A 24,390-nucleotide genomic window follows, 5' to 3' on the forward strand; every position below is an offset into this window, starting at 1 on the left:
TCAGGCCTGCATCCTCATGATGTCGTTGAACGCGGCGACGCTGCGGTCGCGCACCGCGACGACGAGGTCGAGCGTGACCGATGCTCGCGCCGAGGCGATCATCGCCTGATGGATGTCCTGCAGGTCGCCCGTCACGGCCTGCACGGCGAGCTCGTTCGACGCCGACTGCAGCTGCTGCAGGTTCTCGACGGCCCCGGTCAGCGAGGTCGCGAAGGCGCCGGCCGAGGCGGACCCGGCGGCGTCGGGCGCGGTGGGTTCGAAGCTCAGGGCGCCGAGGGGGCTGACACCGGCGGCGGAGACGGGGGCGATCGGCGTGCTCATCAGCTGCGTCCGATCTGCAGTGCGGCCTCGTACGTCGACTTGGCACGGTCGACGACCGCGGCGTTCGCCTCGTACCCGCGCTGGGCGATGATGAGCATGCTCATCTGGTCGCCGAGGTCGACGTTCGGGTACTGCACGTAGCCGTCCTCGTTCGCGTAGGGGTGCTCGGGGTCGTAGACGAGCTTCGGCGTCGCCTCCGACTCGACGACCGCCGCGACGTAGACACCGGGACTCTCGGTTCCGGCCTGCACGGTCACGAGGCGCTCGCGGAACGCCTCCTGGCCGGGAGGGGTGGCGGTGTTCACGTTGGCGATGTTGTCGCTGACCGCGTCGAGCCACTTGCGGTGCGCGGTCAGACCCGTGCCGGCGATGCCGATCGCGTCGAAGGTCATGCCGACGCCTGCCCGATGGCCTTCGAGATCGACGCGGCCTGCCCGCCGATCGCCTGGCTGGCGAACTGGAACCGCAGCACGGTGTCGATGTTCGACAGCGTCTCGGTGTCGAGGTTGACGTTGTTGCCGTTGAGGCGGGTCGGCTCGAGCGAGCGCTGCACGGTCGGCGAGACGGTGCCGCTGCCGTTCTCGACGGCGGCACGCAGCTCGTCCTCGAAGCGGACGCGCTTGGCGTGGTAGTCGGGGGTGTTGACGTTCGCGATGTTCTCGGCGATCGAGCGCTGTCGCAGCGCCAGCCCGTCGAGCGCGCTGATGAGCGCGGAGGAGGTGACGGATTCGAGCACGGTGGTACTCCGGACGTTCGTGGGGAGAAGCCGATCCCTGGCCAATCGTCGAGCTATCCGTGCTCGAGGCCCACTATCGCGACAGGTGAACCCGGCCGTAACCCGATCAGCCCTGCACGTCGAGGTATGCCGGCGCGTCCGTCGAGACCGTCGGAACGCGCCGCAGTGCGGCGAGCTCCCGTGCCACGTTCGCGCGGGATACGGCGAGGCCGTCGATCATGAGCTTCTGCCGGGCCAGCACGGCTTCCGCGCGGTCGCGCAGTTCCTCCGGCACCGGCCCCTCCGGGGCGTCGAAAGCGCCGTCGTCGAGTTCGCCGTCGGCGGCGTCGAGCGCTCGTTCGAAGCGATCGAGAACCGCGAGCCACGCGCGGAGGTTGTCGCTCACGGCGGTCAGGCCAGCGCGGAGGCGCCCAGGGAGGGGGCAGACGTCAGCTCGTCGGCGGCCTGTCGCCACGCGTCGCGCAACGGCGCGACGATCTCGCGGCATTCGGCCGTGGCCTCGCCGTCGTGCGACAGGTTCGCGGCGATCAGCCGCCCGGTCAGGTAGGTGTACACGGACCGGAGCTGCTCGGCTCCGTCCCACGCGTCGGTGAGGGTCTCGCTGAGCTCGGAGACGATCCACTGCGCGTGCGTGAGGTGAGTGCCCGCGGCGACCCAGTCCTCCGAAGCCTGTGACGCGGCGGCGCGATCGATGTCGACGAGAAGGCGGTCGTACAGCAGGATGAGCAGCCGTTCGGGAGACGCCGAGGCGACCTGCTGCTCGAGGTACTGCTGCTTCGCGCGGTCGAGGTTGGTGATGGGCATCGTGAGGATCTCCAGGAGTGCGGGAAGTCGTCCGGTCAGGACGAGGACTTGGGGACGAGCCCGGCGAGCTGCGACTCGAGCCACGACGACTGCGACTGCATCTTCGACAGCTGCACCTCGAGCTGCGCGTACGTGCGCTCGAGGGTGGCCCGACGCTGTTCGAGCCGGATGTCCCACCGCTCGACCTGCGTCTTGAGCGTCTTGACCTCGGTCTCCTGTCCGGTGATGCGCTGGGTGAGCAGGCCGTCGTACTTGTCGGAGTACTGGTCGGTGACGCCCTCCAGACGAGCGCCGACGGCGGAGAAGACCTTCTGCGTCGCCTGCGGGTCTTCCGCCAGCGCCTTCGCGAACTTGTCGGCGTCGAAGGCGAGCACGCCCTTGTCGTCGATCGAGATGCCGATGGTCGAGGGCGATACGCCGTCGACGGGGTGCTGCACGGCGTTCGCGAGGGCGGTACGCAGGGTCCGCACGGTGCTGTCGCCGGTGAACACGCCGAGGGTCGTCGTCTCCCCCACCTTGCCGACGGTCGCCTTGGATCCGTTGTCGATGCGGGTGATGAGTGCCGCCACCTCCTTGATGAAGGCGGATGCCGTCGCCGACTGCGCCTTCGCGTCGAGGGCGACGGACACGGTGACCGGGTCCGGGCTGACCTTCGACACCGTGACGGAGATGTCCTCGCCGACGGTGATCGCGTTGCTCGCGCTGGTGAGGGTCTGCTCGGCGCTCGTCCCGGCGAAGAGGCGGATGCGGGCGTCGCTGCCCTGGCTGATGACCGCGGCTCCGGGCTGGGTCGACAGGTCGGTCGACGTACCGGCGTCCACTTCGGCTTCCGTGCCGCGGTGCAGCGCGAAACGCGCCATCTCGCCGGTCTCGGTGGAGGTGAGCTGGATGCGCGAGAGGGGCTTGCCGTCGGCATCCACCCCTGCGGGGACCACGGTCGCCGACACTCCGGCGTTCGCGGCGTTGATGGCCTTCGCCAGCTCCTGCGGGCCGGTACCGGTCGGGGTGATCTCCGTCTTCTCGCCGTCCGCGTCGACGAGCGTGAAGGTGCCGCCCCAGGCGGTCGCGCCTCCCGCGGCGGTGACGATCGAGTGCGGTACGGCCACGGCATCCACGACCACTCCGGTGGAGAACGCGCTGGCCTTCGGACCGGCCGTCACGGTGACGGTCTCGCTCGACGACGTCGCCGTGAACGCGGCCAGCGAGCTCGGAGACGCCGCCGTCTTCGCCTTCGCCATGAGGTCCTGCAGCGACTTGTTCAGCGACTGGAGGTTCGTGATGATCGCGTTGCGGTCGGTGATCTTCGCGGTGATCTGCGTCTTCGGGATCGCCGACACCTGCATCAGCGCGTCGATGAGTTCGCCGGTCTTGAGACCGGAGATCAGACCGTCCAGCTTCATCGTGGTTCGCCTTTCGAATGCGGAGCGGAGCGAGAAGGGCGCCCGAGCGGAGGGAAGTCCGCCCGAGCGCCCCGTGCTCGATCACAGCGTGCTCGGTGAGGAGCGCGCTGTGATCAGTGCGTGCGCCAGGAGCGCAGCGGCTCAGCGGAGCAGCTGCAGGACGCCCTGGCCCGACTGGTTCGCCTGCGCGAGCATGGCGGTGCCGGCCTGCTGCAGGATGTTCGCAGCGGTGTACTTGACCATCTCCGCCGCCATGTCGGTGTCGGCGATGCGGCTCTTCGCAGCGGCGAGGTTCTCGGCCGAGACCTGCAGCGAGTTGATCGTCGACTCGAAGCGGTTCTGCACCGCACCGAAGCCGGCACGAGCCGTCGAGACGTTGACGATCTCGGCGTCGACCGCGGCGATCGAGGTGAGAGCGTTCGCGGCGCTGTCGACGGTGAGGGCCTTGATGTCGGCACCCAGACCCGAGAAGTCGGTCAGGGTGACGGCGATCTGGTCCTCCGCGGCGGTCGAGCCCGCGCCGACCTGGAACGTCAGGGTGTCGTCGCTGTTGAGCAGCTTGATGCCGTTGAAGTTCGTGCTGGCGGCCACACGCGTGAGCTCGTCGCCGAGGGCGTCGATCTCGGTCTTGATGGCCGTGCGGGAGTCGGCGTTGTTCGAGTCGCTACCGGCCTGCACCGCGAGGTCGCGGACGCGCTGCAGGATGGAGTGGACCTCGGTCAGGGCGCCTTCCGCGGTCTGGATGACCGAGATGCCGTCCTGAGCGTTGCGGGCCGCGACATTCAGGCCGTTGACCTGCGAGCGCAGACCCTCGGAGATGGCGAGACCGGCGGCGTCGTCAGCAGCACGGTTGATGCGCAGACCGCTCGAGAGCTTCTCGAGCGACTTCGACACGTCGTTCTGGTTGACCGACAGGTTGCGGTACGCGTTGAGTGCACCGACGTTGGTTGCGATCTGAAGACCCATGGTGTTCCTCCGTGGTTGTGGGGTCGGATGCAGGTCCGTCCGTGGCCCTGCACAGTCCACATTCGCGACATGCCCGAGCCGCGTAACCGCGGCAGAGGAGGAATTTCCGGATGCCGGTCAGACGGCGGTCGCCAGGGCCCTGTCGGCGGCCGCGGGGCGGGCCGCGCCGAACAGCGCCTCGAAGAATTCGGCCTTGGCCTTGGTCGACCGGTCACCGGTCGACCCGTCCTCCCACGCCTCCATCGCCTCCCTCATCAGGGCGAGGCCCCGAGTGCGGAGCTTGGAGACGTAGGCGTGACTGACCGCCAACTCCTCCGCGATGTCCTTGACCATCCGGTCGTCGAGGTAGATCCCTCGGATGACCTGCTGCATCGCCGCCGGCAGCGCATCGACGCACCGGGTGATCATGGTGCGCATCTCGGTCTGCTCCGCCGCGTGCTCGGGCAGGATGACGCTGTCGGTGAGATCGACGGCCTGCCGTCCCGATTCCGCGTCGAAGTGCTCTTCGAAGCTGGTCGCCCCGCGCACCATGTCGTCGAGCTGCATCATCTCGACGACGACATCGGGGTCGAGCCCGGATTCCTTCGCGAGCTGGGCGACGCTGGCAGGCCGGCCGGTGCGCGCGAGCACGGCCTCGGCAGCCAGGCGGACGCGGTCGATCTTGTCGCGCCCGCGCTCCCCCGCGGGGTCCGCTCGTCGCATCTCGGAGAGCATCGCCCAGTTGATCTGACTGCTGGCGAACGCTCCGAACGGGATGCCGCGCTCGGGGTCGTACGACATCGCCGCCCTCGCGAGACCGAGGCGCGCGGCTGAGAGCAGGTCGTCGAGATCGACGTGCGCGGCCGACCTCGCCTTCTCCACGGCGAGAAACGTCGCCAGAGGCATGTTCTCCCTGGCGAGCTGCTCGGGAGTCGGGTGCGTCTGAGGGGAGGAGGCGGAATCAGCAGAAAATGCGGATTGGCTCAGCAATGTGACTCCGTGGCTCTATCAACTGGTTTATCAGTGAAAATAGCACGAAGCGCACGTCTGTGAAGAAAAAGTTCGCACGCCGGACATTCCGCTCGGCGAGCGGGATCGCGCCGGCGGTGCCGGTCAGGCGCGCGAGTCGCGCAGCTCTCCCCCGACGAGCACGAGCGAAAGGCCTCGCCGTCCTCGACTGAAGGGGACGGAGATCACCGCGATGACCACCATGACGACGCTGAGAATGCCGACGACGCCGGAGACCGTCTGGACCGCATCCGATACCGGTTCCGACAGTTGACCGAGCGTCGTCGCCGCGGTGTACGGCAAGCCGACGACCGCTGCCCTCGCCACGCGACGCCCGAGCGGGCGACGACCCTCGGCCCACTCCGGTGCGAGCCAGACGAGTCGCTGCCCGATCGATGCCCCCGAGGATGTGACGGCGGGGAGCACGACGACGAGGATCGTAGCGCCGACCCCGATCACCGCCAGCTCCGTGATGTTCGCCGGCACGCCTGGCCCCGATCCACCCGAGACGATGAGCCGGGGCACGAGCACGATCGCCGAGACGAGAGTCACGGCGATCTGCACGGCGACCGCATCGAGGATCATCCCGAACCAGCGACGCCAGACCGTGACGGGTCGGGGCTTCCCGCGCTCGGCGCGCAGGTTCTTCGCGCTCGGCATCCAGCCCAGGACGACCGGTGCGATCAGCACGCCTATCGCGGCGCCGACGGTGTTCGCGATCAGGTCGTCGACGTCGGCCACGCGGTAGGAGCACTCGAAGAGGCCCCAGACGCCCGTCAGCTGGGTCGACTCGATCGCCAGGGACAGCGCCGCGCCGAGCAGGATCGAGACGACAGGTCCGCGATTCCAGTAGCGACGCGCGATGATCCCGAACGGCACGAAGAGTGCGACGTTGAGCACCACCTGCAGCGTGGCGCGACTCGTCAGGGTGCGCAGCAGGGAAAGACCCTCGGTCTCGCGCAGGATGTCGCCGATCGAGTGCCCCGGAACGACCTCGAGTCCGCCTCCTCCCGCGCCGCAGTTGGCGCGGACCTCGGGGATGGGCAGCAGGGTGTAGGCGACCAGGGCGACGGCGTAGACGCTCACCGCGGCTGCTCCGAGCAGACGCGGGAACGAGAGGGCACCGTAGCGCCGCACCTGAACGACCAGGATCGGCACGAGCACCGCGGCGAAGAGCAGACCCCCGCCGACGAGCCCGAACCACGCCTGCCACGTCCACCCCGCCATTCGCACCATCCTAGGCGCGGGCTGACGGCGGGGAGATCTGACGGTGGGCCCTGCCGGGATCGAACCGACGACATCCACGGTGTAAACGTGGCGCTCTACCAGCTGAGCTAAAGGCCCTGGTGTCCTCAGTGTATCGGCAGACCGATGCGCACCGATGTCGTGGAAGAGGGATAGGCTGAGGGCGGCACGCGTTGTGAACAGCCGACAAGGCTGCCCGCGTCGCTTCCCGTTTCCTTGGCATGACCTGCCAGCATGACGAAAGGCTCCCCGTGACTGTGCACGACCAGGATCCGTACTCCCAGGGCAACCTCGACAGCGATCCGGAAGAGACGGGCGAGTGGCAGCAGTCTCTCGACGAGCTCGTCGAGGCCAAGGGCCACGGCCGCGGGCGCGAGATCATGCTCAGCCTGCTCAAGCGCTCCAAGGAGCTGCACCTGAGCGTGCCGATGGTCCCGACCACGGACTACATCAACACGATCGCGGCCGAGAACGAGCCGGAGTTCCCCGGCGACGAGGAGATCGAGCGCCGCTACCGCGCGTGGATCCGCTGGAACGCCGCGGTCACGGTGCACCGTGCACAGCGCCCCGGCATCGGCGTCGGCGGTCACATCTCCACCTACGCGTCCTCGGCGGCCCTGTACGAGGTCGGCTTCAACCACTTCTTCCGCGGTGCGGACAACCCCGGCGGCGCCGACCAGATCTTCATCCAGGGCCACGCCTCCCCCGGCATCTACGCCCGCTCCTTCCTCGAGGGTCGCCTCACCGAGCAGCACCTCGACGGCTTCCGCCAGGAGCAGTCGCAGGCTCCCTTCGGCATCCCCTCGTACCCGCACCCGCGTCAGATGCAGGACTACTGGCAGTTCCCGACCGTGTCGATGGGCCTCGGTCCGATCAACGCGATCTACCAGGCCATGTCGAACAAGTACCTCGAGAACCGTGGCATCAAGGACACCTCGTCCTCGCAGGTGTGGGCCTTCCTCGGCGACGGCGAGATGGACGAGATCGAGAGCCGCGGCCAGCTGCAAGTGGCGGCCAACGAGGGCCTCGACAACCTCAACTTCGTGATCAACTGCAACCTGCAGCGCCTCGACGGCCCGGTCCGCGGCAACGGCAAGATCATCCAGGAGCTGGAGTCGTACTTCCGCGGCGCCGGCTGGAACGTCATCAAGGTGGTCTGGGGGCGTGAGTGGGACGACCTGCTCGCCCGCGACACCGAGGGCGCGCTGCTCAACATCATGAACCAGACGCCCGACGGCGACTACCAGACGTACAAGGCCGAGTCCGGCGCGTACGTCCGTGAGCACTTCTTCGGCAAGGACGAGCGCGCTGCAGCCCTGGTCTCCGACTACTCCGACGAGCAGATTTGGCACCTGAAGCGCGGTGGCCACGACTACCGCAAGGTGTACGCGGCGTTCAAGGCCGCGGCCGAGCACAAGGGCCAGCCGACGGTCATCCTGGCGAAGACGGTCAAGGGTTACGGCCTCGGTCCGCACTTCGAGGGCCGCAACGCGACCCACCAGATGAAGAAGATGACGCTGGACAACCTCAAGACGTTCCGCGACACGATGCACATCCCGATCACGGATGCGCAGCTCGAGGAGAACCCGTACCTGCCCCCGTACTACAACCCTGGGCCCCAGGACGAGACGATCCAGTACATGCTCGAGCGCCGCAAGGCCCTCGGCGGCTTCCTGCCGGAGCGCCGCTCGACGCACGTCGGCCTCTCGCTCCCCGACGACTCGGCGTACGCGCTGCCCAAGAAGGGCTCCGGCACGCAGGAGATCGCGACGACCATGGCGTTCGTCCGTCTGCTGAAGGACCTGCTGCGCACCAAGGAGTTCGGCCACCGCATCGTGCCGATCATCCCCGACGAGGCGCGCACGTTCGGCATGGACGCGTACTTCCCGACGGCCAAGATCTACAACCCGAACGGCCAGCACTACACCTCGGTCGACCGTGAGCTGCTCCTCGCCTACAAGGAGAGCCCGCAGGGTCAGATCGTGCACGTCGGCATCAACGAGGCCGGAGCACTGGCCGCGTTCACCGCGGCGGGCACCTCGTACGCCACGCACGGCGAGCCGCTGATCCCGATCTACATCTTCTACTCGATGTTCGGCTTCCAGCGCACGGGCGACGCCCAGTGGGCGGCCGGCGACCAGATGGCGCGCGGCTTCATCATCGGAGCCACCGCGGGCCGCACCACCCTCACGGGTGAGGGCCTGCAGCACGCCGACGGCCACTCGCACCTGCTCGCGTCGACGAACCCGGCCACGGTGTCGTACGACCCGGCCTACGGCTACGAGATCGCGCACATCGTGCGCGACGGTCTCGAGCGCATGTACGGCGGCAACCACCCCGACCCGAACGTCATGTACTACATGACGGTCTACAACGAGCCGCTCGTGCAGCCCAAGGAGCCGGAGGACGTGGATGTCGACGGCATCGTGCGCGGCATCCACCGCGTCTCCGTCGGCGAGGGCGACGGGCCCCGCGCCCAGCTGTTCGCGTCGGGCGTCGGCCTGCCCTGGGCCCTCGAGGCGCAGGAGCTGCTGAAGAACGACTGGAACGTGATCGCCGATGTCTGGTCGGTCACGTCCTGGACCGAGCTGCGCCGCGACGGCCTCGCCGCCGACGAGCACAACTTCCTGCACCCCGAGGAGGAGCCCCGCACGGCCTACCTCACGCAGAAGCTGCAGGGCGCCGAGGGTCCCGTCGTCGCGGTGAGCGACTTCATGCACGCCGTGCAGGACCAGATCCGCCCGTGGGTGCCGAACCGCTACGCCACGCTCGGCGCCGACGACTTCGGGTTCTCCGACACGCGCGCGGCGGCTCGTCGCTACTTCAAGATCGACGGACCCTCGATGGTGGTGCGCACGCTGCAGGCGCTCGCTGAAGAGGGCACCGTGGACCGCTCGCTCGCCGCGCAGGCCATCGAGAAGTACCGCCTGCACGATGTGAACGCCGGCACCAGCGGCAACGCGGGCGGCGAAAGCTGAGCCATCGGTGACAGGATCGTCTCCTCGCGGTATGGACAAGGCCGCGACACTCACCTGGCTGCGACGGATCTCCGGTGACATCGCCTCGGTGACGATCAAGCGCCTGGAGGACACACTCCCCTGGTACGCCGACATGCCACCGGCCCGACGCTCCGCGGTCGGGCTGGTGGCCCAGGCGGGCATCACGTCGTTCATCCAGTGGTACGACGACCCGACGTCGACGCCGTGGATCGCCGCCGACATCTTCGCCGCGGCTCCGCGCGAGCTGCTGCGGAGTGTCAGCCTGCAGCAGACCCTGCAGCTGATCCGCGTGACGGTCGAGGTGACCGAGGAGCGCGTGGCCGGCAAGGGTGAGGATCTCCGCGAGGCGATCCTGCTCTACTCGCGCGACGTGGCCTTCGCGGCCGCCGACGTGTACGCGCGCGCCGCCGAGGCGCGAGGCCTGTGGGATGCCCGGCTCGAGGCCCTCGTCGTCGACTCGATCCTGACGGGCGAGGCCGACGAGGAGCTGCCCAGTCGCATCGCGGCTCTCGGCTGGCACGGTCACGGGGAGGTCGCGGTGCTCGTCGGCACGACGCCCCCGCAGTTCGACGTCGACCTCGTGCGCCGCACGGCCCGCAAGCTCGCCGTGGACGTCCTGATCGGCGTACAGGGGTCTCGCCTCGTGCTGGTGATCGGCCGCGCGCGGGTACCCGGTCAGGAGACCGAGGAGGAGGAACTGGGCTTCGAGGAGATCGCCTCGCGCCTCGAACCCTCGTTCGGACCCGGCTACGTCGTGCTCGGACCGGCGGTGGCCGCGCTCGTCGACGCCAGCCAGAGCGCGAGGGCCGCCCTCGCCGGTTTCGCCGTCGCCCGTGCCTGGCGCAGCGCGCCCCGCCCCGTCGAGGCCGACGACCTGCTCCCCGAACGCGCCCTCGCGGGCGATCCGCTTGCGAAGCAGACTCTCATCGAGCGGATCTACCGCCCGCTGCAGGCGCACTCGACCGATCTCGTCACGACACTGTGGAGCTACCTCGACAACGGGCGCTCCCTCGAGGCGACCGCCCGCGAGCTGTTCGTGCACCCCAACACCGTGCGCTACCGCCTCAAGCGCGTGAGCGAGGTCATCGGATGGGACGCCACGGGTCCGCGCGAGGCGCTGATCCTGCAGACAGCTCTCATCCTCGGCTCGATCGGGGCGGCTGACCAGGGCCGTCGCCGGGCGCCGCTGCGTCGTCCGACGCGCTGACCCGTTTTACGGCTCCATCTGTTCGCCACACACAAGGGTTCTTCGAAATCTTGTGATGGTTCATCCACCGTTTCGCGTGGATCGTTGGCAGACTTGGCTTGTGATTGTCGTCGTATGCCCAGGACAGGGCTCGCAGACCCCCGGTTTCCTCTCACCCTGGCTCGAGCTGGACGGCGTTGCTGACACCGTCGCCGCGTTCTCCGAGGCGGCAGAGGTCGACCTCCGTCTCCACGGCACCGAGTCGGATGCCGACACGATCCGCGACACGCGCATAGCGCAGCCGCTCATCGTCGCCGCGTCGCTCGTCGCGGCGGCGGCGCTGGAGTCGCGCGCGGGCCGCCGCGCCGACGGGGTCGCCGGCCACTCGGTCGGCGAGATCGCCGCTCTCGTCGACAGCGGCGTGATCGACGCCGAAACGGGCATGCGTCTGGTCGGCATCCGCGGTCGCGCGATGGCGGATGCCGCGGCGCAGACCCCGACGGGCATGAGCGCCGTCCTCGGCGGCGACGAGGACGCGGTTCTCTCGCGTCTCGCCGAGCTCGACCTCTCCCCCGCGAACTACAACGGCGGCGGACAGCTCGTCGTCGCGGGCTCGCTCGACGCCCTCGCGTCGCTTGCCGCCGAGCCGGTCAAGGGCACCCGCGTGATCCCGCTGCAGGTCGCCGGCGCCTTCCACACGTCGTTCATGGCCTCGGCGGTGGATGCGCTGCGCGACGCCGTCTCCACCGTGGCCCCCGCCGACCCGTCGATCACCCTGTGGACCAACCGCGACGGATCGGTCGTCTCCGAGGGCCAGCAGGCGCTCGACTACCTCGTCGACCAGGTGTCGTCACCGGTGCGCTGGGACCTCTGCATGGCGTCCTTCGCCGAGCACGGAATCACCGGACTCATCGAGCTCGCCCCGGCCGGTGCCCTCACGGGGCTCGCCAAGCGCGGGCTCCGCGGCGTGCCGACCGTCGCCGTCAAGACCCCCGAAGACCTCGACGCGGCCGTCGCGCTGCTGAACGGAGAAGCCGCATGACCGCTACGCTGACCCAGCTCACCGGTCCCGCGTACACGCGCATCTACTCGTACGGCGCCGCCCGTGGCGAGAACTCGGTTCCGAACGACGACCTCGTGGGTCCGATCGACTCCAGCGACGCGTGGATCCGTCAGCGCACCGGGATCGTGACCCGCACCCGTGCCGGCAAGGACACCGACGCGATCGATCTCGCCACCACCGCTGCCGCCGAGGCGATAGAGAAGTCCGGTGTACCGGCCGACCAGGTCGATCTCGTGATCGTCGCGACCATCAGCAATCCGAAGCAGACGCCCTCCGTCTCGGCGATCGTGGCCGACCGCGTCGGTGCGAACCCCGCCGCCGCGTACGACGTCAACGCCGCGTGCGCAGGATACGCGTACGCCGTGACCCAGGCCGACGCCCTCATCAGGGCCGGCGCTGCGCGCTACGCCCTCGTGATCGGCACCGAGAAGCTCTCGGACATCGTCGACCCGACCGACCGCAGCATCTCGTTCCTGCTCGGCGACGGTGCAGGCGCGGCGCTCATCGGTCCGAGCGACACGCCCGGCATCGCTCCGGCGGTGTGGGGCTCGGACGGCTCGAAGGCCGACGCCGTCGGCATGAACAACACCCTCACCGACTTCCGTGACGGAGCGGCGGCGTGGCCGACGCTCCGCCAGGAAGGCCAGACGGTCTTCCGCTGGGCCGTGTGGGAGATGGCGAAGGTCGCCCGCGAAGCCCTCGACAAGGCGGGTGTGGGTCCCGACGACATCGCGGCCTTCATCCCGCACCAGGCCAACATGCGCATCATCGACGAGTTCGCGAAGCAGCTGAAGCTGCCCGAGACGACGGTGATCGCCCGCGACATCGAGACGACGGGCAACACGTCAGCGGCATCCATCCCGCTGGCGAGCCACCGGCTCATGGCCGAGCACCCCGAGCTGTCGGGCGGACTCGCGCTCCAGATCGGCTTCGGCGCGGGGCTCGTCTTCGCGGCCCAGGTCGTCGTCCTCCCCTGAGAACGCGTCGACCTTCCCTAGACTGTTCCACGGTTCCGAAATCAACCCCGTAAGAGAAGGAAGACCACCATGGCTTTCACCAACGATGAGGTCCTCGCAGGCCTCGCCGAGCTCATCACCGACGAGACCGGCATCAACGCCTCCGAGGTCGCCCTCGAGAAGTCGTTCACGGACGACCTCGACATCGACTCGATCTCGATGATGACGATCGTCGTCAACGCCGAGGAGAAGTTCGGCGTCACCATCCCCGACGACGAGGTCAAGAACCTCAAGACCGTCGGCGACGCCGTCAACTTCATCGTCGCAGGCCAGGAGTAATCCGCTCAGGATGCCACCCCCGCACTCGCGGGGCGTGGCATCCTCTGCCCTGCCCATCTTCTGTTCGATCCGCCTGACAAGGAACCACACATGACCAAGCGCATCGTCGTCACCGGCATCGGTGCCACGTCCGCCATCGGCGGCACCGCCCCCGAGAACTGGACCAATCTGTTGGCCGGCGTCTCGGGCGCCCGCACGCTCGAGCACGACTGGGTCGAGCAGTACGACCTTCCCGTGACCTTCGCCGCCGAAGCATCCGTGCGCCCCGAGGAGGTGCTGCCCCGCCACGAGGCGAAGCGCCTCGACCCCTCCTCGCAGTTCGCACTCATCGCGGCGCGCGAGGCCTGGGCCGATGCCGGGTCTCCCGAGGTCGCTCCCGAGCGCCTCGGCGTCGACTTCGCGACGGGCATCGGAGGCCTCTGGACGCTCCTCGACGCGTGGGACACCCTTCGCGAGAAGGGTCCGCGACGCGTGATGCCGCTCACGGTGCCGATGCTGATGCCGAACGCTGCCGCCGGAAACCTGTCGCTGCAGTTCGAAGCACGTGCCTACGCCCAGACCGTCGTCAGCGCCTGCGCCTCCAGCACCGAGTCGCTCATCCACGCGTACGACCACCTGCAGGAGGGACTCGCCGACGTCGTCATCGCCGGTGGTACCGAGTCGGCGATCCACCCGATCACCATGGCGGCCTTCGCCTCGGCTCAGGCCCTGTCGCGACGGAACGACGACCCCTCCACGGCCTCGCGTCCCGGCGCTGTCGACCGCGACGGCTTCGTCATGGGTGAGGGCGCTGCGGCGCTCATCCTCGAGACCGAGGAGCACGCGAAGGCTCGCGGCGCGAAGATCTACGGGTACGTCCTCGGCGGTGCGGTCACGGCCGACGCCTACCACATCACCGGCAACGACCCCGAGGGCAACGGGGCGGCTCGCGCCGTCACGCAGGCACTCGAGGGCGCCGGCATCAGCGCCGATCAGGTCACCCACATCAACGCCCATGCGACGTCGACCCCGGTCGGAGACCCGAACGAGTATGTCGCACTGAGGAAGGTCTTCGGCGATCGGATCGATGAGATCCCCGTCTCCGCGACCAAGGCCTCGACGGGCCACCTGCTCGGCGGGACCGGCGCGCTGGAGGCGATCTTCTCGATCCTCGCGCTGCGTGATCGCGTCGCACCGCCGACGATCAACATGACGGAGCCCGATCCCGCGGTGCCGTTCCGGCTCTCGGGCGAGGCTCAGCCTCTCGGCGACGGTCCGCAGATCGCGATCAGCAACTCGTTCGGCTTCGGCGGCCACAACGCCGTCGCGGTGTTCGCCAGCGCCGACTGACCTCGGACCACGCGAAAGCGCCGTGCTGCTCTGCAGCACGGCGCTTTTTCCGTGTGGTCTTCTCTAGAGCGTGGCGAGCTGTCGGGAGCGGGCCTCGCGCAGGCGCGTCGCCCAGGGCAGGAACAGGCCTACGAGCGGGCCGATGCCGAAGGCGAACAGCACCGTCCCTACGCCGACGGGACCCCCGAGAAGAAAGCCGATCAGCAGCACGCTTCCTTCGATGAGGGTTCGCACGATCCACACGCGCCATCCGGTGCGGCGGACGAGCCCCGTCATGAGCCCGTCGCGCGGGCCGGGGCCGAAGTCGGCGGCGATGTACAGGCCGGTCGCGAAGGCGAGCAGCACGAGCCCCGCCACGAACATCGGGGCACCGATCCAGACCGTCGTGGGCGCGGGCAGCACCGCGAGCGTGAGATCGGCCGCCGGTCCGATGAGCAGGGCGTTCAGCACGGTGCCGATGCCCACGCGCTGGCGTAGCGGGATCCACAGCAGTAGCACGACGACCGAGACGAGGACGGTCACCACCCCGTATCCCAGGCCGAACTGCTCCGACACTCCGAGGGCGAGCACGTCCCACGGTGCGACACCGATGCCACCGCGCACCATCAGACCCAGCGCCACGCCATAGAGGAACAGGCCGACGAGGAGCTGGACGAGACGCTCGACGAGGTCGCGACGGCTGGTCGCGGCGATCGGGAGGAACACGGAACGAAGCTGCATCCCTCCATCGTGACGGCACCGCGCGCAGCGAAGGCGAGTCCACTCCTCCAAAAGTGGCATGCAGAAACCAGGCCACTTTCGGGCATCATGGGGACATGACCTCCCGCCTCGTCGAACAGCTCGGCGCGCGCCACGTCGCCGGTGCCACCGCCGTCGAGCTCGCCGATCGCATCCGCGCCCTCATCCTCGACGGGCGCATCACCGTCGGCGAACGACTGCCCAGCGAACGAGCACTCGCGATCGAGCTGCGTCGGTCGCGTTCGACGACCACGCGCGTCTACGGCCTCCTCGAGGCCGACGGCTTCGTCTCACGCGTGCACGGCGGCGGCACCCGAGCGGCGCTTCCCCATTCCGACACCGTGATCCCGACCGTCGACGACGAGACGATGATCGATCTGTCGATCGCGTCGATGGACTCGACACCGGGGCTGTACGACGCCACGGTCCGCTCTCTCCCCCGCCTGGCGACCCTGCGCGGGACCAGCGGGTACTCGCTGCAGGGGCTGCCCGAGCTGCGGGATGCCGTAGCGCAGCGCTTCTCCGCCCGCGGTGTGCCGACCACCACCGAGCAGATCATCATCACCTCCGGCGCCCTGAACGCGCTGAACCTCGTCCTCGCGACCCTGAACCGCCGCGGCGACCGCGCACTCGTCGAGCAGCCGACCTTCCCGCACGCCCTGGAAGCCATCCATCGCCACGGCTATCGGATGCTCCCCACACCGGTCGATCACGACGGCTGGGACGAGCGTCACGTCACCGACACACTCCTGCAGGGCCGCCCGCACATCGCGTACCTCATCCCCGACTTCCACAACCCGACCGCGGCGACACTGCCCGAGTCCGCCCGCGCTCGGATCGCGACGACCGCGCGCAACGTCGGCACGCACGTCATCGTCGACGAGACGACGGCGGAGCTCGACATCGACCGGGAATGGACTCCGACACCTCTGGCGGCCTTCAGCCCCGAGGTCATCACGGTCGGATCGATGTCGAAGATCGCGTGGGGAGGCCTGCGAATCGGATGGATCCGCGCGGAGCGCTCCCTCGTGACGCGTCTGCTCGCCGTGCGGCCCTCGTTCGAACTGGGCACAGCTCTCCTCGAACAGTGCATCGCGTTCGAACTGTTGCAGGACATGCCCGCCCTGACCGCGCACATCCGCTCCCGCCTGCGCGACGGACGCAGTGCCGTGGCCCGAGGTGTCGCCGACCTGGACGGCGTCGACATGCCTCCCACACCGGGCGGCCTCTCCGCCTGGCTCGATCTCGGCGCGCCCGTCTCGACAGCCCTGTCGCTGGCGGCACGCGCCCGCGGACTCGTCGTGCCGCCGGGACCGCGATTCGCCATGGGCGGCGTGTTGGAGCGGCGGCTGCGGATCCCCATCACGCTCCCGCCGGAACGCACGGCGCTCGCGATGGAGCGACTCCGTGCGGCCTGGAACGACGTCTACGCCGGCCACACGCCGCGCGCGGCTGACGTCCCGCATTCCGCGGTGATCTGACGCAGACGAGGACCCCGTCCCTGGTGGGGCGGGGTCCTCGTCATCCGGAGCAGGATACGCCTTCTCAGCGTCCGGGAGAGATCACCGGCATCCAATACTCGCGCCTCCCCGCTCCACGTCTCTGCGCCTGACCGACTCTGCCTAGCCGACCTTGTGCAGCCAGACGACGCGTGCGTCGTCGCTGGCGTGACGGAAGGGCTCGAGCTCCTCGTCCCACGCCGAACCGAGCGCGATGTCGAGCTCGCGCTGCAGTTCCGAGGCGCTCCCCGCGGCGATCTCCATCGCGTAGCGGATGCGGTCCTCCCCGATGACGATGTTGCCCGCGGCATCCGTCTGGGCGTAGTGGATGCCGAGGTCCGGGGTGTGCAGCCAGCGTCCGCCGTCGCTGCGGGGCGTCGGATCCTCCGTGACCTCGAAGCGCAGGTGCTCCCAACCGCGGATCGCGGTCGCGAGGGCAGCACCGGTGCCGACCGGTCCGTCCCAGTAGAACTCGGCACGACGTGCGCCGTCGAGCACAGGCTGATCCGACCAGTCGAAGTTCACCGCACGACCGATAGCGCGTCCCACCGCCCATTCGAGGTGCGGGCAGAGCGCGCGAGGAGCGGAGTGGATGAACACCACTCCGCGTGCGTACGTCGTCGCCATGATCTCTCCGTTTCATCAGGTGCGTCTTCCCCAACGACCTGACCACCGAGAGAGCGGCGGTTCTATGCGGTTATGCGCCCATTCTCGCCCAGAGACGAGGAAATCACAAGCGTGTCATTCGCACGACGAAGGCCCCGGTCTCACGACCGGGGCCTTCCGACCCGTTCGGGGCCCGTTCAGACGAGGATCACGCCTCGCTCATGGCCTGCTTGACCTGCTGGCCCTTGGCCGCATAGTAGGCGGCGCGGGCGGCGTCGCGGCGAGCCTGCTCGGCGTAGCCGGCCTCGAGCACGTCCTGCGGCACCTCGACGTTCGGGACGTCCTGCGTGCCGTGGTACTTCTCGATGTACGCGTCGAGCTCGGGGCCAGAGGTCCACGACGTGATGAGGCAGTAGCGCGGCTCGGTGCCGACGTGCGTGGCGGCGTGCCACAGGCGCTGCGTGTCGACGATCAGCTGAGCGCCGGCCGGCAGAGCGATGCGGTACTCGATGCTCGGGTCGGTGCGGTTCTCACGCAGGACGAAGAAGCTGTCCTTGTCGTCGGTGAGGTTGAAGAATCCGCGCACGACCCAGCCGGTGCCGTCGGGGTTCAGACGGTTGTTGTCGTCCTGGTGGAGGTTGTAGAGGCACTCGCCGTACGGCGTGGGCTGCAGCTCGATGACGCGGCAGCGGCCGACGTTGGCACCGGGCTCCTGAGCGCGACGGGTCAGGTTCGGCGCCTTGGCGGTCTGCGAGTCGATCCAGACGCCGTCCTTGTCGGTGCGCGGCGGCTTGTGGTTCCAGAAGCCGTTGCACTCGATCTCACCCTTGGCGCTCGCGAGCGGTGCGAAGCGGGTGTCGCCGGACGACTTCCAGTCGTTGTACTCGATGTCGAGCCACTCCTTGGGGTCGAGCTCCTGGTTGTAGCTGTCGAGAACGACGAAGCCCTTGTCTTCGAGCGCCTTGGACTTGATGTATCCCATGATCTGAGTCATGTCCTTTCATCGGGGGCCAGCACGTTTTAACAGGCCCTGATAAGGCAAGCCTAACAGCGGGTCGCGGAGCGCCAGCCGAGGGCCGCCGTGAATAAGCGAATAGACTGAATCGGGCGCCTGGCGACTCCACGGCGACCGGCGTCATGGGAGGGCGAGACATCAGCATGAGCACTGCGACCAACGTCGAGGCGACAGCTGTCAACACGATCGAATGGCTCGCAGCGGACTCCACCACGATCGTCGTGCCGGTGTACCAGAGGCAGTACCGATGGGACATCGGCGGCTGCGAGCAGCTCCTCGCCGACGTCCGCGCGGTCGCCGCCGAGGACGACTCGCACCGGCACTTCATCGGCTCGATCCTCTCGGCCGCGGACGACTCGGATGCCGACACCGACCTCGTCCTGATCGACGGGCAGCAGCGCATCACCACTCTGATGCTGCTCGTCGCCGCCCTGCAGCACGCGGTGCGCGACACCGACCCCTCGCTCGCAACGGAGCTCTCCCGTGTGCTCGTGCGGCCCGACGATGCCGACCGTACGAAGCTGCGGCCGCACGACGCCTGGGCCGACCTGTACGAGTCGGTCGTGCTGGAGCGCGGCGACAGCACCGAGCGCGAGTCGAGGTTCGACGACAACTACGCATTCTTCCGCAGCCAGGTCCACGCCGACGAGGCGGCGGCGATCTGGCGCGGCCTGCGGCGGCTCGAGCATGTGTCGATCACACTGGGCTCGGGCGCGAACGCGCAGCAGATCTTCGAGAGCCTGAACTCGACGGGTGAGCCGCTCCGCGACCACGAGCTCATCCACAACTACATCCTGATGGGACTCACCCACTCGGAGCAGCTCGACGTCGAGGAGCGTTTCTGGCTCCCCATCGAGCGGCACACGGGCGAGACGATCGGCGCCTTCTGGCGCCACTACCTCGTCATGACGACCGGGCGGGAGGTCGCGGCGAACGGGGAGCACGGGGTCTACAGCGCGTTCCGGCACTCCTTCCCGCGCGTCGACGTGGAGCACCTGCAGGCGGATGCCGAGGTGTGGCGCCACTACGCCGAGATCTACGGCATCCTGCTCGACCCCTCTCTCGAGAGCGATCCCGAGATCGCGCGGCAGCTCGGTTTCGTCAACACGTTCGGGCGCGCGGCGTACCCGCTCGTGCTGAGCGCCTACAGCGACCACGCGCGAGGTCTGATCCCGCGCGACGAGCTCATCCTCACCCTGGAGCGGATCCAGGCGATGTACCTGCGGCGCACCCTCGTGAACCTGCCGAACGAGCGCCTGGTCGCCCGACTCTGCCGTGCCCGCCTCTCCGGCCCGGACGCGCTGGAGCGGGCCTTCGCGCGCATCACGCCATCGGACGAGCGGGTGAGCGCGGTCCTGAAGTACAGCGAGCTCCCCCACCCCGCGTACGTGCTCGGGCGACTCGAAGGCGTCGACGACACCTCCGACTTCGACGTCGAGCACATCGTCCCTACCGTTCCGAGCGACAGCTGGTCGGGCGACGGCGCACGCGAGTGGATCGACTACTCCGACGACGAGCGGAACGCGCACCGGGCACTCGCTCCGACGCTCGGCAACCTCACCCTGCTGGAGCAGTCGCTGTCCGAGCGGTTCTTCGGCGAGTCCTACCCCGTGAAGCGCGCCTCGGCGTACGCGAGGAGCGCTGTGCCCGAGACGGCCGCGCTGCAGGCGACCGAGACCTGGGGGACGGCGGCCATCTCGCAGCGCACGGTCCGGCTGACGGCCGATCTGCTCCGTATCTGGGCGCGCCCCGCCCTGCCCGAGATCGACGACGACGGCCTGACCCCGATCCTCGACGCTGTGCGCCGACGCGGCTGGCCCGCCGGGTGGGAGCGCGAGTTCGAGTACGTCGAGTACCGAGGCGAGCGCTGGGAGGTGTACGACGTCAAGCACCTCTTCAACCGGGTCTTCCGTCGGGCCTGGACCGACACGCGCGATGCCGCGGTCGCGTACTGCGCGGCTCACGGCGGACCGATCTACGATCAGACCGCATGGAAGGGTCAGTGGGACCAGCTCGACGACACCCACCACCTCTACATGGGCTGGGACTCGAATTACATGATGAGCGCCGTCCAGGGCGTGCTCCAGGAGGCGGGCATCGCCTCGGAGGTCTTCGTGAAGTACTCCTACATCGGGAACGTGATGTGACATGACCGGCACGACCACCATCCACCGCCTGCTCGACCTCGCGATCGAGGAGCACACGCTCACCGTCCCGCTCGTGTGGGGCGATCCGACCGACACCCGCACGATCGACATCTTCGCGCGCGTGGTGACCAGGGACGGAGGGGATTCGCTCCCCTATCTCGTCTACCTCCAGGGCGGACCGGGGCACGAGGCTCCGCGCCCGTTCCACTCGTCGACCGCGCCCGCCTGGCTCGACGAGGCGCTCGCCCACTACCGCGTCGTGATGCTGGATCAGCGCGGAACAGGACTGTCGACGCCCGTCGGCGACGACGATCTGAGCCGCGGCGCCTCCGCCGTCGCGGAGTACCTCACCCACCTCCGCGCCGATTCGATCGTCCGCGACTGCGAGGCGATGCGCGAGCACCTGGGCGCCATCACCTGGAGTGTGCTCGGGCAGTCGTTCGGCGGGTTCACGACGCTCGCCTACCTCTCGACCGATGCGAGCTCGCTCGCCGACGTGTTCATCACCGGCGGGCTCAGCGCGGTCGGACGCCACCCCGACGACGTCTACGCGCTCTGCTACGACAAGATGCGCGACGCCTCGGAGCGCTACTACCGGCGGTTCCCCGAGCACCGTGACCGCATGCGTCGCCTGGTCGATCATGCCGACGCGGGAGACATCGTCCTTCCCGATGGCGAGGTCGTGTCGCGTTCGCGGCTGCGGTCGGTCGGGTCGGCACTCGGCATGAACGAGGGGTGGCAGACGCTCTGGTCGCTGCTCGAACGCGATCACCGGTCCAACGCCTTCCGCTACGACCTCATGAACGCGATGCCGTACGGAGGCCGCAACCCGCTCTACTTCGTCTTCCACGAGTCGAGCTACGCCGACGGGCACGCGACGCGGTGGTCGGCGGAGCGCACCGAGCCGGACGACTTCCGCGACGACGTCACCCTCTTCACCGGCGAGCACATCCGCCGCGAGTGGACGGAGACCGTCCCGGCGTTCCAGCCGTGGCGCGAGGTGGCGCTGGAGCTCGCCGAGTTCGAGTGGCCGCGCCTCTACGACCGTGTGGCGATCGAGACCTCAGCAGCCACGGGTGCCGCCGCCGTCTACGCGAACGACGTGTACGTGCCCCTGGAGTTCTCGCTGGAGACGGGTCGGCTGCTTCCGGGCGTCGAGCTCTGGGTGACGAGCGAGCACGAGCACAACGGCCTGCGCTCCGGTCCGGTGCTCACGCACTTGATCGATCTCGCCCACGGTCGGCGCATCCGCTGAGGATCATCCCGTGGGCGGATGCTGCTGACGGCGGGGTCGCCTAGCCTGGTTCCATGGCCGAGACGGTAGGGATGCTTCTGACGATCGCGATCGTGCTGCTGGTCGTGATCGCGATCGTCGTCGTGATCGTGGCCGTCTACTCGCGGATGCCTCTCGAGCGGAAGTACGAGGGCCCGGGCGGAGGGCTCGGCGGTTCCTTCGACGCCGTCTGGATGCCGTCCGCGCACGACGCCGGCGTCGAGAGGGATCGTCAGACGAAGCGCACGGCACCGGCTCCCGTGGCGGGCGATCCGCCCGACGGCATCCGCGGCGATCGCATCACGCTCGATCTCTGACGGGGCGACTGCCGATTCGGCGCTCGCCCCGAACACGACGAAGGCCCCGGTTCCGAGGAACCGGGGCCTTCGTCGTGGCGATGTCGTTACTTGGACGAGCCGCCGAAGCCCTTGAAGCGCTGGTTGAACTTCTCGACGCGACCGGCCGAGTCCATGATGCGCTGCTTGCCCGTGTAGAACGGGTGCGAGGCCGAGGAGATCTCGACGTCGATCACCGGGTACTCCACGCCGTCCAGCTCGACGGTCTTGTCGCTGGTCACGGTCGAACGGGTGAGGAAGGTCTCGCCCGATCCGAGGTCGCGGAAAACGACGGCCTTGTACTCGGGGTGAATGTCAGTCTTCATGGGATTCCTTAGCTACTGCCCTGGATTGTGCCAGGGACGAGGGAAGTCTGCGGTGCCGAACGCACCAAGGATCGATTCTAACAGGAGTTGAGCGCAGTGAGTAACCCGGCGATCAGGATGCCGCGCGGGCCGCGTAGCGCCCGTCTTCACTGCTCAGCGTGATCGGCATGCCGAAGGTCTCGCCGAGCGCCTCAGCGGTCAGCGTCTCGGCGATCGGCCCCGCTGCCACGACCGAGCCGTCGCGGATCAGCAGCACGTGCGTGAACCCGACGGGGATCTCCTCGACGTGGTGGGTGACCATGAGCATCGCCGGCGTGGTGGGCGACGAGGCGTACCCGCTGAGAAGCGCGAGCAGCTCCTCGCGGGAGCCGAGGTCGAGCGAGGCGGTCGGCTCGTCGAGCAGCAGCAGCTCGGGGTCGGTCATGACGGCGCGCGCGATCTGGACGCGCTTCTGCTCTCCGTCGCTGAGGGTTCCGAACGTGCGGTCGGCGAGGTGATCGAGCCGCCAGTCCCCGAGCACGCGCAGGGCGCGGCGCTCGTCGATGTCCTCATAGCTCTCGTTCCAGCGGCCGAGCACCGAGTACGCGGCCGTGAGGACGGTGTTCAGCACGGTCTCGTCGCGCGGCACGCGCTTCGCCATCGCCGACGACGCGAAGCCGATGCGCGGACGCACCTCGAACACGTCCGTGCGACCGAGGGTCTCCCCCAGCACGGTGACGGTCCCCGAGGTAGGGTGCATGAGCGTGTCGGCCAGCTGCAGCAGCGTGGTCTTGCCCGCGCCGTTGGGTCCCAGGATCACCCACCGCTGATCGTCGGCGACCTGCCAGGTCACGTGATCGATGATGTTGCGCCCCTCGCGGCGCACGACGACGTCGGTGAATTCCAGAGCGCTCGACATGCCCTCCAGCCTATCGGCTCAGGCGGTCAGCTCCGCGTAGAGCGCGCGCGTGGTGTCGGCGATCGCGGCCCAGCTGAAGTCGCTGCGTGCGCGCTCCCGCCCGGCGTCGCCGTACTCGCGTGCGCGCGCCGGATCCGTCGCGACCTCCGTGAGCACCGCGGCCAGGTCGGAGACGAAGCGGTCGGGGTCGACGGGCGTGCCCGTGCCGTCCTGCACCTGGTCGATCGGGACGAGTCGCCCCGTCACCCGGTCGGCGACGACCTCGGGGATGCCGCCGGTCGCGGTGCCGACGACGGCCGCGCCGCACGCCATGGCCTCGAGGTTGACGATGCCGAGGGGCTCGTACACGGAGGGGCAGACGAAGGTCGTCGCGGCGGTCAGAATGGCCGAGAGCTCCTCGCGCGGCAGCATCCGCTCGATCCACACCACGCCCTCGCGCGTCTGCTGGAGCAGACGCACGCCCTCCTGCACCTCGGCCATGATCTCCGGGGTGTCCGGCGCGCCGGCGCACAGGATCAACTGGACCTCGGGCGGGAGCATCGCGGCTGCGCGCAGCAGGTACGGCAGACCCTTCTGGCGGGTGATGCGTCCGACGAAGACGACCGAAGGACGGCTCGGATCCATCCCGATGGACTGCAGGAACGCGTCGTTCTGCACGGGGTGCCACTTGTCGACGTCGATGCCGTTGTGGATCACCCGCACACGGGTGGGGTCGACAGCCGGGTAGCTGCGCAGGATGTCGGCGCGCATTCCCGCGCTGACCGCGATGACGGCGGCGGCGTTCTCGTAGGCGAGCTTCTCGATGCCGCTCGACACCGCATAGCCGCCCCCGAGCTGCTCCGCCTTCCAGGGGCGCAGCGGCTCGAGACTGTGCGCAGTGAGCACGTGCGGGATGCCGTGCAGCTGCGACGCGAGGTGTCCGGCGAAGTTCGCGTACCAGGTGTGGCTGTGCACGACGTCGGCGTCGGAGATGGCGGCGACGATCTCGAGGTCGGTGCCGAGCGTCTGCAGGGCCGGGTTCGCCGAAGACAGGCCCGACGGGGTCCGGTAGGCGAAGGTCCCCGGCTCGTCGCGCTCCCCGCCGAACGCGCGCACACGCACGTCGACGTCGCGCCGCAGTGCCGTCACGAGCTCCGCGACGTGCACGCCGGCACCTCCGTAGATCTCCGGCGGGTATTCCTTCGTGATCATTTCGACGCGCATGCCTAGACGCTAGTGACTC

25 protein-coding genes and 1 tRNA gene are annotated in these 24,390 nt (G+C 68.8%); 10 read left to right on the forward strand and 16 right to left on the reverse strand.

From position 1 onward, the window contains the following. From fliE to RAC81_RS15190, 10 genes are all read right to left on the reverse strand, one after another. Complete coding sequence (fliE, locus tag RAC81_RS15145; RefSeq protein WP_375083127.1) at positions 1-321, reverse strand: flagellar hook-basal body complex protein FliE; 321 nt, start codon at positions 319-321, stop codon at positions 1-3. Then, positions 321-713, reverse strand: a complete 393-nt coding sequence (gene flgC, locus RAC81_RS15150) for a flagellar basal body rod protein FlgC (RefSeq protein ID WP_375083128.1) — start codon at positions 711-713, stop codon at positions 321-323. Before flgC ends, fliE begins: the two co-directional genes overlap by 1 nt. Then, positions 710-1,057, reverse strand: a complete 348-nt coding sequence (gene flgB / locus RAC81_RS15155) for a flagellar basal body rod protein FlgB (RefSeq protein WP_375083129.1) — start codon at positions 1,055-1,057, stop codon at positions 710-712. The genes flgC and flgB overlap by 4 nt, the downstream gene beginning before the upstream one ends. 106 nt (positions 1,058-1,163) lie before the next feature. Next, on the reverse strand, positions 1,164-1,442 hold the full coding sequence (locus tag RAC81_RS15160; RefSeq protein ID WP_375083130.1) for a hypothetical protein: 279 nt from the start codon (positions 1,440-1,442) through the stop codon (positions 1,164-1,166). A 5-nt stretch (positions 1,443-1,447) separates the two neighbouring features. Next, complete coding sequence (fliS, locus tag RAC81_RS15165; protein WP_375083131.1) at positions 1,448-1,861, reverse strand: flagellar export chaperone FliS; 414 nt, start codon at positions 1,859-1,861, stop codon at positions 1,448-1,450. A gap of 35 nt (positions 1,862-1,896) precedes the next feature. Then, positions 1,897-3,261: a flagellar filament capping protein FliD gene (gene fliD / locus RAC81_RS15170; RefSeq protein ID WP_375083132.1), complete on the reverse strand. Its 1,365-nt coding sequence runs from the start codon at positions 3,259-3,261 to the stop codon at positions 1,897-1,899. 141 nt (positions 3,262-3,402) lie between these two features. After that, positions 3,403-4,227, reverse strand: coding sequence for a flagellin (locus tag RAC81_RS15175; RefSeq protein ID WP_375083133.1), 825 nt, complete (start codon positions 4,225-4,227; stop codon positions 3,403-3,405). Positions 4,228-4,344: 117 nt separating this feature from the next. Next, positions 4,345-5,196 carry a sigma-70 family RNA polymerase sigma factor gene (locus RAC81_RS15180; RefSeq protein WP_375083134.1) on the reverse strand — a complete coding sequence of 284 codons (852 nt, stop codon included), beginning with the start codon at positions 5,194-5,196 and terminating at the stop codon, positions 4,345-4,347. Between the two features lie 123 nt (positions 5,197-5,319). Continuing rightward, a complete protein-coding gene (locus RAC81_RS15185) occupies positions 5,320-6,441 on the reverse strand; it encodes a VanZ family protein (protein WP_375083135.1) in 1,122 nt (373 codons plus the stop codon). A gap of 44 nt (positions 6,442-6,485) precedes the next feature. Next, positions 6,486-6,558: transfer RNA gene (locus RAC81_RS15190), tRNA-Val, on the reverse strand. Between the two features lie 152 nt (positions 6,559-6,710). Here RAC81_RS15190 and aceE point away from each other — a divergent pair. The 6 genes from aceE to RAC81_RS15220 all read left to right on the forward strand — a co-directional run bounded on the left by aceE (position 6,711) and on the right by RAC81_RS15220 (position 14,331). Next, complete coding sequence (gene aceE / locus RAC81_RS15195; RefSeq protein WP_375083136.1) at positions 6,711-9,437, forward strand: pyruvate dehydrogenase (acetyl-transferring), homodimeric type; 2,727 nt, start codon at positions 6,711-6,713, stop codon at positions 9,435-9,437. 31 nt (positions 9,438-9,468) lie between these two features. Further along, positions 9,469-10,665 carry a CdaR family transcriptional regulator gene (locus RAC81_RS15200; protein WP_096715479.1) on the forward strand — a complete coding sequence of 399 codons (1,197 nt, stop codon included), beginning with the start codon at positions 9,469-9,471 and terminating at the stop codon, positions 10,663-10,665. A gap of 100 nt (positions 10,666-10,765) precedes the next feature. Next, positions 10,766-11,686: an ACP S-malonyltransferase gene (locus RAC81_RS15205; RefSeq protein WP_375083137.1), complete on the forward strand. Its 921-nt coding sequence runs from the start codon at positions 10,766-10,768 to the stop codon at positions 11,684-11,686. Continuing rightward, positions 11,683-12,684 carry a beta-ketoacyl-ACP synthase III gene (locus RAC81_RS15210; RefSeq protein ID WP_375083138.1) on the forward strand — a complete coding sequence of 334 codons (1,002 nt, stop codon included), beginning with the start codon at positions 11,683-11,685 and terminating at the stop codon, positions 12,682-12,684. The genes RAC81_RS15205 and RAC81_RS15210 overlap by 4 nt, the downstream gene beginning before the upstream one ends. Positions 12,685-12,753: 69 nt before the next feature. Continuing rightward, on the forward strand, positions 12,754-13,002 hold the full coding sequence (locus RAC81_RS15215; protein ID WP_017202249.1) for an acyl carrier protein: 249 nt from the start codon (positions 12,754-12,756) through the stop codon (positions 13,000-13,002). Between the two features lie 90 nt (positions 13,003-13,092). Continuing rightward, positions 13,093-14,331: a beta-ketoacyl-[acyl-carrier-protein] synthase family protein gene (locus RAC81_RS15220; protein ID WP_375083139.1), complete on the forward strand. Its 1,239-nt coding sequence runs from the start codon at positions 13,093-13,095 to the stop codon at positions 14,329-14,331. Positions 14,332-14,394: 63 nt separating this feature from the next. Here the strand turns inward: RAC81_RS15220 and RAC81_RS15225 are convergent, their stop codons facing one another. Beyond that, positions 14,395-15,051: a YitT family protein gene (locus tag RAC81_RS15225; RefSeq protein ID WP_375083140.1), complete on the reverse strand. Its 657-nt coding sequence runs from the start codon at positions 15,049-15,051 to the stop codon at positions 14,395-14,397. A gap of 95 nt (positions 15,052-15,146) precedes the next feature. Between RAC81_RS15225 and RAC81_RS15230 the strand changes: the two genes are divergently transcribed. Then, positions 15,147-16,550, forward strand: a complete 1,404-nt coding sequence (locus RAC81_RS15230) for a PLP-dependent aminotransferase family protein (RefSeq protein ID WP_375083141.1) — start codon at positions 15,147-15,149, stop codon at positions 16,548-16,550. A gap of 141 nt (positions 16,551-16,691) precedes the next feature. On the opposite strand, the gene RAC81_RS15235 is transcribed toward RAC81_RS15230, so the two are convergent. Continuing rightward, positions 16,692-17,195 carry a DUF3145 domain-containing protein gene (locus tag RAC81_RS15235; protein ID WP_251588046.1) on the reverse strand — a complete coding sequence of 168 codons (504 nt, stop codon included), beginning with the start codon at positions 17,193-17,195 and terminating at the stop codon, positions 16,692-16,694. A 187-nt stretch (positions 17,196-17,382) separates the two neighbouring features. Further along, a complete protein-coding gene (locus tag RAC81_RS15240) occupies positions 17,383-18,156 on the reverse strand; it encodes a hypothetical protein (RefSeq protein WP_096715745.1) in 774 nt (257 codons plus the stop codon). 176 nt (positions 18,157-18,332) lie between these two features. On the opposite strand from RAC81_RS15240, the gene RAC81_RS15245 reads away from it, so the two are divergent. The 3 genes from RAC81_RS15245 to RAC81_RS15255 are packed head-to-tail and all read left to right on the forward strand — an operon-like array spanning position 18,333 to position 21,926. Next, positions 18,333-20,336 carry a DUF262 domain-containing protein gene (locus tag RAC81_RS15245; protein ID WP_375083142.1) on the forward strand — a complete coding sequence of 668 codons (2,004 nt, stop codon included), beginning with the start codon at positions 18,333-18,335 and terminating at the stop codon, positions 20,334-20,336. Position 20,337: 1 nt separating this feature from the next. Next, complete coding sequence (locus RAC81_RS15250) at positions 20,338-21,591, forward strand: alpha/beta fold hydrolase (RefSeq protein WP_375083143.1); 1,254 nt, start codon at positions 20,338-20,340, stop codon at positions 21,589-21,591. A gap of 53 nt (positions 21,592-21,644) precedes the next feature. Next, positions 21,645-21,926: a hypothetical protein gene (locus RAC81_RS15255; protein ID WP_341934265.1), complete on the forward strand. Its 282-nt coding sequence runs from the start codon at positions 21,645-21,647 to the stop codon at positions 21,924-21,926. A gap of 86 nt (positions 21,927-22,012) precedes the next feature. On the opposite strand, the gene RAC81_RS15260 is transcribed toward RAC81_RS15255, so the two are convergent. From RAC81_RS15260 to glgA, 3 genes are all read right to left on the reverse strand, one after another. Continuing rightward, positions 22,013-22,270, reverse strand: coding sequence for a type B 50S ribosomal protein L31 (locus RAC81_RS15260; RefSeq protein WP_096715489.1), 258 nt, complete (start codon positions 22,268-22,270; stop codon positions 22,013-22,015). A gap of 112 nt (positions 22,271-22,382) precedes the next feature. Beyond that, entirely contained in the window at positions 22,383-23,168 is a 786-nt protein-coding gene (locus RAC81_RS15265) for an ABC transporter ATP-binding protein (RefSeq protein WP_251588051.1), read from the reverse strand. A gap of 18 nt (positions 23,169-23,186) precedes the next feature. Next, the gene (gene glgA, locus RAC81_RS15270) at positions 23,187-24,371 is read right to left on the reverse strand and encodes a glycogen synthase (protein WP_375083144.1); all 1,185 of its coding nucleotides are present in this window, start codon (positions 24,369-24,371) and stop codon (positions 23,187-23,189) included. Positions 24,372-24,390 lie beyond the last annotated feature (19 nt).

This window comes from Microbacterium sp. CR_7 (genome assembly GCF_041954755.1).
In the GTDB taxonomy this organism is placed as follows: domain Bacteria; phylum Actinomycetota; class Actinomycetes; order Actinomycetales; family Microbacteriaceae; genus Microbacterium.

Bases quoted from the DNA above. Each gene is read 5' to 3' on its own strand.
- fliE (WP_375083127.1), bottom strand. From the start codon at position 321: ATGAGCACGCCGATCGCCCCCGTCTCCGCCGCCGGTGTCAGCCCCCTC.
- flgC (WP_375083128.1), bottom strand. From the start codon at position 713: ATGACCTTCGACGCGATCGGCATCGCCGGCACGGGTCTGACCGCGCAC.
- fliS (WP_375083131.1), bottom strand. From the start codon at position 1,861: ATGCCCATCACCAACCTCGACCGCGCGAAGCAGCAGTACCTCGAGCAG.
- fliD (WP_375083132.1), bottom strand. From the start codon at position 3,261: ATGAAGCTGGACGGTCTGATCTCCGGTCTCAAGACCGGCGAACTCATC.
- RAC81_RS15175 (WP_375083133.1), bottom strand. From the start codon at position 4,227: ATGGGTCTTCAGATCGCAACCAACGTCGGTGCACTCAACGCGTACCGC.
- RAC81_RS15185 (WP_375083135.1), bottom strand. From the start codon at position 6,441: ATGGCGGGGTGGACGTGGCAGGCGTGGTTCGGGCTCGTCGGCGGGGGT.
- RAC81_RS15200 (WP_096715479.1), top strand. From the start codon at position 9,469: ATGGACAAGGCCGCGACACTCACCTGGCTGCGACGGATCTCCGGTGAC.
- RAC81_RS15210 (WP_375083138.1), top strand. From the start codon at position 11,683: ATGACCGCTACGCTGACCCAGCTCACCGGTCCCGCGTACACGCGCATC.
- RAC81_RS15215 (WP_017202249.1), top strand. From the start codon at position 12,754: ATGGCTTTCACCAACGATGAGGTCCTCGCAGGCCTCGCCGAGCTCATC.
- RAC81_RS15220 (WP_375083139.1), top strand. From the start codon at position 13,093: ATGACCAAGCGCATCGTCGTCACCGGCATCGGTGCCACGTCCGCCATC.
- RAC81_RS15225 (WP_375083140.1), bottom strand. From the start codon at position 15,051: ATGCAGCTTCGTTCCGTGTTCCTCCCGATCGCCGCGACCAGCCGTCGC.
- RAC81_RS15230 (WP_375083141.1), top strand. From the start codon at position 15,147: ATGACCTCCCGCCTCGTCGAACAGCTCGGCGCGCGCCACGTCGCCGGT.
- RAC81_RS15235 (WP_251588046.1), bottom strand. From the start codon at position 17,195: ATGGCGACGACGTACGCACGCGGAGTGGTGTTCATCCACTCCGCTCCT.
- RAC81_RS15240 (WP_096715745.1), bottom strand. From the start codon at position 18,156: ATGGGATACATCAAGTCCAAGGCGCTCGAAGACAAGGGCTTCGTCGTT.
- RAC81_RS15245 (WP_375083142.1), top strand. From the start codon at position 18,333: ATGAGCACTGCGACCAACGTCGAGGCGACAGCTGTCAACACGATCGAA.
- RAC81_RS15250 (WP_375083143.1), top strand. From the start codon at position 20,338: ATGACCGGCACGACCACCATCCACCGCCTGCTCGACCTCGCGATCGAG.
- RAC81_RS15255 (WP_341934265.1), top strand. From the start codon at position 21,645: ATGGCCGAGACGGTAGGGATGCTTCTGACGATCGCGATCGTGCTGCTG.
- RAC81_RS15260 (WP_096715489.1), bottom strand. From the start codon at position 22,270: ATGAAGACTGACATTCACCCCGAGTACAAGGCCGTCGTTTTCCGCGAC.
- RAC81_RS15265 (WP_251588051.1), bottom strand. From the start codon at position 23,168: ATGTCGAGCGCTCTGGAATTCACCGACGTCGTCGTGCGCCGCGAGGGG.
- glgA (WP_375083144.1), bottom strand. From the start codon at position 24,371: ATGCGCGTCGAAATGATCACGAAGGAATACCCGCCGGAGATCTACGGA.